Origin of the sequence: Alkalibaculum bacchi (assembly GCF_937875145.1) — a bacterium.
Taxonomy (GTDB): domain Bacteria; phylum Bacillota; class Clostridia; order Eubacteriales; family Alkalibacteraceae; genus Alkalibaculum; species Alkalibaculum bacchi_A.
Window position 1 is genome coordinate 1 of record NZ_CALNCS010000228.1, and the last position, 7,676, is coordinate 7,676.

Below are 7,676 nucleotides of genomic sequence, written 5' to 3' on the forward strand. Positions count from 1 at the left end.
AAAACGCCGCTATCGCGGCTTAAAGCCTGTCAACGAAAATGGGGTAATTTCACTGCAGTAAACATTTTATTTTTTATCGACATCAGTCCTGTTTCGATGTCTAAGAGTAGTTTTTCGCGCGTATGTTTGACTGTGTAGGAGTAATTGAGGAATGCAAAGGTGTAAGTAGTTTATGAAAGAATTGCATCCATCTCATCCATAGCGGCTCTCTTGCTCTCCTCCAGCGCTATGGCATAAACATTGAGCGTAGTGCTCACGTCTTTGTGTCCCATGAGGTCTGCCACGGTCATTACGTCTACATGGTTGGCTATTGCAAGTGTGGCAAAGGTATGCCTGAGGTCGTGAAAGTGGACAATATCGCCCTGGGTTCCCCTCCAGTTTTCCGCACGGGCAAGCATTGCCCACTCTCGCCCCAGAACCTGAGGGTTGAAAAAAGCCCCAGTCACGGGATCTCCGACGACGAAGAGTGACTCATCCCAGTCGGCGAGCTTCCCGTGCTCCTCACGCATGGCATCCTTGCGCTCGGCGAGGATCTTCGCAAGCCTGGGGCCGAAGCTGATGGTGCGTCTTGCCCCCCGTTTCCCCTCCCAATTCTCAATAAACCTTGGGGGTATCCATTACAAAGCCCTTGGCCTTAGAAAGGGCGTGTACCACGTGGATCTGTCGTTTGCTAAGGTTGACATCCTGCCAGCGTAGAGCGCATATTTCACCTCGCCGCATGCCGGTCATGAGGGCAAGGCGGGCGGCGATGGCAAGTGGGGTAGGGCCCATGTTATTAAGCTTGGTGCTTACCTCTGCCACCTTATCTGGAGTAAGTGAGTTTACAGGCTTGGGGCGTCGCTTGGGCGCACGCATGCCCCCGAGCGGGTTGCGCAGTACATCCCCTACCGCTACGGCGTGCTTTAGCACCTGCGCTATGAAGGCGTGGTAGTGAGCAAGAGTTGTACCTACCAACGAGAAAATAATAAGGAAAAAGCATAAAAACTGGAAACTCTTCCAGCATATACTCACCCTTGGTTTTGTGAGCATATGGGCAATCTGTTAGCGCTATGGGTAGAATGTGTGCGGTAAATAGAGTACTTTTGTCTGTATCCTGTGGCACTCATCGGTTTTATAGCGGATCCTATGTCAAGACTTAAGACAAATTTTTGATCATGAAATTCGTTACAAGTAGCCTATGGGCATATTTGTGTGAGGCATCTGTGAGCTTCCATGTGAGTTTTCCCATACTTAGGTCAGATTTTAAATGGATATTTCCTTCTTCTTCTTCTTCTTCTTCTTCTGGTGCTTCTGTTTAACCCTGGGAAATGCATTATAGGAAGCTGTTCTTAACGCCACTATGTTTAATTTTTTTCACCACATAGTATCTTAAGAACAATTTCCACCATAAATCTTTCTTTGTCTTTAGCGATTAAACTTTATTTTCCATGTTAGATGGATTAAAAGTTGTGCTTGGAAATTGGCAATCATTTCGGAGAGATTGGTATAACAAAAAAATATTTTTTGATTTTGGGTAGCTCATCTTTGCGAGTAAAGGTCAAATAATTTCTAAGGATTCTAAGTATAATAGATATTTGTAACACTGTTTCAACAACAAAGATATTTTAAAAATAGCTTGCTTAGATTGAGGCTCTTATGAATTCACATCCCAGTACTATTGATGTGATTTGCACATCATACGACAGTCTTTCTGATACAGAGAAAAAAGTAGCTGACTTTATTATTCATAATTTAGATGATGTAGCAATTATGTCTGTCCGAGATATAGCGATTCAAAGTGGTACATCTAGCGCTACAGTGTCCCGCTTTGTTCGTCGTGTTGGGTATGAAAGATTTTCTGATCTTCGGCTTGCGATTGCGTCAGATCAAGCAGGAGTAGTACAAGAAGAAGTACCGGCAGTAAATGAGATCTCACTTGATAATATTGATGCATCGATTAATTATATTTTAGGCAATAAGATTCAAGAGCTTACTGGTACGGCTTCTCAATTAGATAAAGCAAGTATTAATAAAGCGGTCAATTTAATAATGGATTCGGATACTATTCTTTTTGCAGCTGTTGGAAATTCAATACCGGTCTGTTCGAACTTTGCATTTAGGCTTAACCAAATTGGTATGAGAACAAATTGTCCAGCTAACACCGAACTTATGATTCTTGCGTCGCTCTCGCTGCATAGCAACGATCTAGTAATTATTGTCTCATCGTCAGGTTATTCGCATCGTCTTGAGACTATTTTTGACAACGCAGAGGATGGCGATACACCTATATTGTTTATTACCTCAAACTCAGCGTCAATATTAGCAAAAAGAGCTGATGTTGTATTAATTGCCGTCTCAAGAGACAAGTTATTAACAGGACATCAATTTGCTACTCATGTGCCTGAAGATTTTATTGTCGAAACACTTTTTATGTTTCTTCTTGCTCATGGGAAAAATGTTTCTGAATATGTTCGTATGGAAAAGAAGAGCCTCGGGAAAGATAAAGAAAATCTTCCGACTTTTAACTAAAATTCATACATTATTTTTACCTAGCTAGCTTGTTAAATACATAAATAATTGAATTTATAATACTCCCATAGAACTGAACCCGCTTAACCGGACAAAGCTACCGTTCGTGAAAATTCAGTTTACTAAGAAATATCATCTCAAAAAATATATTATCATGAAACATGTTTTCAGACGCCGGCGTTAGTAGAAAAAGCTGCTGTTATCGATAGGAAAACTGGGGGGATATTTTAGAGGGGGAAAAATGAAAATAGTTGGTGTGTGCGCTTGTTGTAGCGGCATTGCCCACACATATATGGCAAAAAAAGCCATTGTGAATGCCGCTGAAGCTATGGGCGATGAGATTCACATGGAAACTCAGGGGACCATTGGAGCAGAAGATGAACTTACCGCTAATCAAATTAAGGAAGCGGATTGCGTTCTTTTATGTATTGATGTGCATATAGAAGGTATGGACCGATTTAAAAATAAAAAAGTTATGAAAATTTCTACCGATCTTGCGATTAAAGCTCCAAAACAGATTATTGCAAAAATTCATAGAGAATTAGAAAAAGCTATATAAATATTTAATTTAATTTTATAAAGGAAAGTGTGATAAGATGCCAAAAATGAAGAAGGTAGGCATAAAAGCGCCAGTTCTTACTGCTATTGGGTATCTTCTTCCATTAGTTGTTGCCTCGGGTCTTTTGATTGCTATTGGCAACCTTACTGGTGGAGAAGATGTAACTAGTTTAGATGGGATTACTGTACCAGACGCACTTACTACAATTGGTGTTTTTGGTATGGGCCTATTACCTTCATTTATTGCTGGTTATATTGCATATGCAATAGCAGATAGGCCTGGACTTGCTCCGGGGTTTCTTATGGGACAAGTAGCCTCGTTTCTTGGTGCTGGGTTTTTGGGCGGTTTAATTGGCGGCATTATTGGTGGTTATATCGCACTTTTTTTCGAGACATATTTAAAAGTGCCTAAGTGGGCTCAAGCGTTAATGCCAATGATGATTATTCCAACATTAACTGCAATTATTGCAGGCCTTATTATGGTATTTGTTCTTGGAGGGCCTATTGCAGCTTTAACTGCTGGTTTAACTGCTTTTATTAAAGGGCTTGATCAGAGTCAAAAATTTGCATATGGATTTATTCTTGGCTTCATTCAACATCTTGATTATGGCGGTGCAATCTCAAAAGTTCCTAATTTAATTTGTGATGGAATGATGGCTGATGGCATTTATGGGCCCGAGGCTGTAAAAGTGCTTGGATCTATGGTACCGCCATTTGGCGTAACACTTGCACTTCTTCTTTCCAAAGCGATTCATAAGCCAATTTTTTATAAGGAAGAGATTGAAAATATTAAAGTAGCCTTCCCAATGGGCATTTGCATGATTACAGAAGGTGTTATTCCTATTGCAATGAACGATTTAGTTCGTACCATTATATCTACTGCTCTTGGTGATGCTGTTTGTGGTGCAATAGCATTCTCTATGGGTGTTGAGTCTATGGTCCCTTCTGGGGGTATGTTTGTTGTCCCTGCAATGAAAAATCCAGGGTGGGCTCTTGTTGCTCTTGCAGCTGGATCATGCGTAACTGCCATTATGCTTGTTCTACTTAAAAAGAAAATTGACCCAGCCATGGAGAAAAAAGTTGAGAAGGAAGAAGAGGTTGATCTTTCTGGGCTCAGCTTTAGTTAAGCCTTTATAAGTAGGTGTGAGGTTTAGCGAGGGCCTCACACCTACTTGATAAGAAGTAAAATATAAAAATTTAATTATTTATATAGTGACGAATGAGAGGTAACAAACGAATGTATGTTTCTATGCGTGAAATGCTACGAAAAGCTAATGCAGAAGGCTATGCCGTCATGGCCATCAATGCTTTTAACCTTGAATCTGCATCAGGTGTAATTCATGCAGCATCTAAAATGCATTCACCTATCATTATAGATCTTCTACAAGAGCATGTAAAAAAGTACTTTGATTGCGATGTTATTGTTAAACCAATTATTAAAATGGCTCAGCAAGTGTCAGTGCCCGTTGCAATTAACCTTGATCATGGAAGTGATGTTGCGCATCTTAAGCGCTGTCTACATGAAGGTTTTTCTAGTGTGATGATTGACGCTTCCTCATATCGATTTGAAGAGAATGTTGCCATTACTAAGTCTATTGTTGAATTTGCGCAAGAGTTTAATGCAAGTGTAGAGGCAGAAGTTGGCAACATGGGTCTTGTTGGAGCCGGTGCCGGTTTCACTGAGACAAAAATGTACACTGATCCAGATGTTGCTATTAAATTTATCCAGAAGACTGGCATAGATGCACTTGCTGTGTCATATGGATCCACACATGGTGATTATCCGGAAGGATATACTCCAACATTTCACTTTGAAATTGTTGATAAAATAAAAAAGGAAACAGGAATTCCTTTAGTTCTTCATGGGGGTTCGGGATCTGGCGCAGATAATATTAGAAAATCCGTTAAATATGGTATTAATAAAATAAATGTTGGAACTGATTACATGATTGCACAAAGAAATTTTCTAATAAAAGCTCTAAGGGATAACCCTAATTACGATTATCCTGAACTTTTGCATCAATCGTATCTTGAAGCCTCAAAAGTAATTGAAAATTATATTAATCTAGCCGGTTCGAAGAATAAAGCACTTTAGTCTGATTTTAAGAAATTTTTTATTTAATTTTTTTGAAAAGAGAAAACTAATATGTTATTAAACATGAATCAAATGCTTGGGGTTGCCAAAGAGAATCATTTTGCGGTGGGAGCCTATAACGTATCAGACTCTAATCTTTTCCGTACGGTTGTTGAAGCTGCTGAGGAGAATGACTCGCCTGCAATCATTGCTGTTCATCCAACGGAGCTTGCTTATTGCAAAGATGATTTTGTTAAATATATGATTGCTCGTATTAGTAATAGCCCAGTGCCTTTTGTTTTACATATGGATCACGGCGATTCAATTCAATCTATTATGCGTGCTGTACACGATGGCTTTAGCTCGGTTATGCTTGACGGATCGCTTCTTCCTTTCGAAGAGAATATTGCGAAGACCGCTGAGGTAGTTCGTTATTGTCATATGGTTAATGTTTCTGTTGAAGGTGAACTTGGAACTATTGGTCAAACAGGTGAAACCGTTAAAGGTGGTATGACTGAAGTAAAATATACGAATCCTGAAGACGCAAAGACTTTTGTCAATAAGACAGGAGTTGATACACTTGCGGTTGCAATAGGCACTTGTCATGGGCTTTATCCAAAGGGAGTTACTCCAAAACTTCGTATGGATGTCTTAAAAAGTATAAAGGAAGTTGTTGATATTCCGCTCGTTCTCCATGGAGGTTCTGGTAATCCTGATTCTGAAGTAGCAGAAGCTGTGAGAATTGGAATACAGAAAGTTAACATTTCGTCTGACTATAAGAGCGCTTTCTTTACAAAAGCTCGCGAGGTCCTTGCTAGACCTAACTCGGGATGGGATCCTAATAATCTATTTCCTGAATGTATTGAATCAGGTAAGAAAGTTATTTTCCATAAAATGAATCTCTTTAATAGCACTGGTAAAGCTGCACTTTATCGCCAAGCACAAATTAAACAATGGAGAAACGAATTAGTATAAATTTTTTTGAATAGTAGCCCCATCAATTTCATAATTGATGGGGCTACTTGTACTGGGAATTTCAGTATAAGTAGCTCTGAGAGGTATTTGGAATGGACAAGATTGGTGCAATAGAAGCAGGTGGAACAAAAATGGTCCTTGCTGTCTGTAATAAAGCGGGGAGCATAATAGAAAGGAGAGAAATTCCTACTACTGAACCTAGTGATTGCCTGCCTAAGATTATTGCTTGGTTTAAAGGCCGTAATATTGGCTCTCTTGGGATTGGTGCTTTTGGTCCAACCTGCGTTAACCCTAAAGATCCCAGATTTGGACAAATTCTGGATACTCCAAAAGTTGGTTGGAGGCATTTTAATTTCCTTAATGCACTCTCAGAAAGTTTTCATGTTCCTATTGGTTACGACACTGATGCTAATGCCGCATGTTTAGGAGAAGTGGTGTTTGGTGCTGCAAAAGGTCTTGACCATGTGGTATATGTTACTGTAGGTACAGGTATTGGGGTTGGTGTCATGGTGCGTGGGCACCTTCTTCATGGAATGCTTCATCCTGAAGCAGGTCATATTAGAATTACTAAAGAGATTAATGATATAGGTAAAAGTGTTTGCCCCTATCACAGTGATTGTTTAGAGGGTTTAGCTTCAGGTCCTTCTATAGAGTCTAGATGGGGTAATAGGGCTGAAAACCTAGCAAAGCAGTTTGAGGTGTGGGATCTAGAAAGCTCTTATCTCGCTAAAGGTCTAGCGACATATATTCTTTGTTATTCACCTCAACGAATTATTTTAGGAGGGGGTGTTATGTATCAAAAGCAACTTTTCCCTCTTATAAGAAGAAAGGTCCTCGAAAGCTTGGGTGGTTATATTTCTACACCTGAGATTCATAGTATCAATAATTATATTATACCACCTGGTTGTCATGGCGATCAAGGTATTCTTGGGGCAGTAGAACTAGCTCGTCAAGCTTGTGATATTTAGTTTTAGTATATTTAATTATAAGGAGATACTACTAATGGAATTTTTATCAAGTAAAAATATTATGCTAGATCAATGCGCAGACAGCCGCTATGAAGTTCTGCAATTAATATCGCATAGAGCTAAACAGCTGCATATTACAGATAATGCTGATGATGTATATAAATCTTTTTTAGATAGGGAAAAATTAGGTGTAACAGGGATGACGGAGGGTTTTGCAATACCGCATGCAAAATGTGCTGCAATTAATCAAGCCGCTATTATACTTTTTAAAAATGATAAAAAATTGGATTGGCCCTCTTTTGATGATAAGCCAGTAGATATAATTATTGCGCTTTTTGTACCTGATTGTGAAGCAGGTACAACACATATTAAATTACTTTCGAAGACGGCTGTTCTACTAATGGATGATGATTTTAAAAAACTAGTACGTAGCACATCGGATCCTCAAGGTATTGTAGATGCTATTAATATGGAACTTGAAAAAGATGACTAAATTATATATATGAATTTTAAATGGGAGATTGAAGCTAATACGATATGGCATTATTTAAAATGAATAATCCAAAATTATAAAAAAATAATTATATATAATT

9 protein-coding genes are annotated in these 7,676 nt (G+C 39.1%); 7 read left to right on the top strand and 2 right to left on the bottom strand.

Annotated features, from left to right (window positions below; translation table 11 throughout):
• Positions 1 to 170: 170 nt before the first annotated feature.
• Together Q7P22_RS13330 and Q7P22_RS15050 are read right to left on the bottom strand one after the other, a co-directional pair.
• Positions 171 to 509 (bottom strand): tyrosine-type recombinase/integrase, encoded by a 339-nt coding sequence (locus tag Q7P22_RS13330; RefSeq protein WP_303864915.1) that lies wholly within the window; start codon positions 507 to 509, stop codon positions 171 to 173.
• Between the two features lie 85 nt (positions 510 to 594).
• The gene (locus tag Q7P22_RS15050) at positions 595 to 1,029 is read right to left on the bottom strand and encodes a tyrosine-type recombinase/integrase (protein WP_369695542.1); all 435 of its coding nucleotides are present in this window, start codon (positions 1,027 to 1,029) and stop codon (positions 595 to 597) included.
• Positions 1,030 to 1,635: 606 nt separating this feature from the next.
• On the opposite strand from Q7P22_RS15050, the gene Q7P22_RS13335 reads away from it, so the two are divergent.
• From Q7P22_RS13335 to Q7P22_RS13365, 7 genes are all read left to right on the top strand, one after another.
• Positions 1,636 to 2,508 (top strand): MurR/RpiR family transcriptional regulator, encoded by an 873-nt coding sequence (locus Q7P22_RS13335; RefSeq protein ID WP_303864916.1) that lies wholly within the window; start codon positions 1,636 to 1,638, stop codon positions 2,506 to 2,508.
• A 241-nt stretch (positions 2,509 to 2,749) separates the two neighbouring features.
• The gene (locus Q7P22_RS13340; RefSeq protein ID WP_303864917.1) at positions 2,750 to 3,067 is read left to right on the top strand and encodes a PTS fructose transporter subunit IIB; all 318 of its coding nucleotides are present in this window, start codon (positions 2,750 to 2,752) and stop codon (positions 3,065 to 3,067) included.
• Positions 3,068 to 3,104: 37 nt separating this feature from the next.
• Positions 3,105 to 4,193, top strand: coding sequence for a PTS fructose transporter subunit IIC (locus Q7P22_RS13345; RefSeq protein ID WP_303864918.1), 1,089 nt, complete (start codon positions 3,105 to 3,107; stop codon positions 4,191 to 4,193).
• A gap of 92 nt (positions 4,194 to 4,285) precedes the next feature.
• Positions 4,286 to 5,161: a class II fructose-bisphosphate aldolase gene (locus tag Q7P22_RS13350; protein WP_303864919.1), complete on the top strand. Its 876-nt coding sequence runs from the start codon at positions 4,286 to 4,288 to the stop codon at positions 5,159 to 5,161.
• Positions 5,162 to 5,212: 51 nt separating this feature from the next.
• Positions 5,213 to 6,115 (top strand): ketose-bisphosphate aldolase, encoded by a 903-nt coding sequence (locus tag Q7P22_RS13355; protein WP_303864920.1) that lies wholly within the window; start codon positions 5,213 to 5,215, stop codon positions 6,113 to 6,115.
• 92 nt (positions 6,116 to 6,207) lie between these two features.
• A complete protein-coding gene (locus Q7P22_RS13360; RefSeq protein WP_303864921.1) occupies positions 6,208 to 7,083 on the top strand; it encodes an ROK family protein in 876 nt (291 codons plus the stop codon).
• Between the two features lie 34 nt (positions 7,084 to 7,117).
• Complete coding sequence (locus tag Q7P22_RS13365; protein WP_303864922.1) at positions 7,118 to 7,576, top strand: PTS sugar transporter subunit IIA; 459 nt, start codon at positions 7,118 to 7,120, stop codon at positions 7,574 to 7,576.
• Positions 7,577 to 7,676 lie beyond the last annotated feature (100 nt).

Coding starts and splice junctions, on each gene's coding strand:
- Q7P22_RS13330 (WP_303864915.1), bottom strand. CDS start 509: ATGCGTGAGGAGCACGGGAAGCTCGCCGACTGGGATGAGTCACTCTTC.
- Q7P22_RS15050 (WP_369695542.1), bottom strand. CDS start 1,029: ATGCTCACAAAACCAAGGGTGAGTATATGCTGGAAGAGTTTCCAGTTT.
- Q7P22_RS13335 (WP_303864916.1), top strand. CDS start 1,636: ATGAATTCACATCCCAGTACTATTGATGTGATTTGCACATCATACGAC.
- Q7P22_RS13340 (WP_303864917.1), top strand. CDS start 2,750: ATGAAAATAGTTGGTGTGTGCGCTTGTTGTAGCGGCATTGCCCACACA.
- Q7P22_RS13345 (WP_303864918.1), top strand. CDS start 3,105: ATGCCAAAAATGAAGAAGGTAGGCATAAAAGCGCCAGTTCTTACTGCT.
- Q7P22_RS13350 (WP_303864919.1), top strand. CDS start 4,286: ATGAGAGGTAACAAACGAATGTATGTTTCTATGCGTGAAATGCTACGA.
- Q7P22_RS13355 (WP_303864920.1), top strand. CDS start 5,213: ATGTTATTAAACATGAATCAAATGCTTGGGGTTGCCAAAGAGAATCAT.
- Q7P22_RS13360 (WP_303864921.1), top strand. CDS start 6,208: ATGGACAAGATTGGTGCAATAGAAGCAGGTGGAACAAAAATGGTCCTT.
- Q7P22_RS13365 (WP_303864922.1), top strand. CDS start 7,118: ATGGAATTTTTATCAAGTAAAAATATTATGCTAGATCAATGCGCAGAC.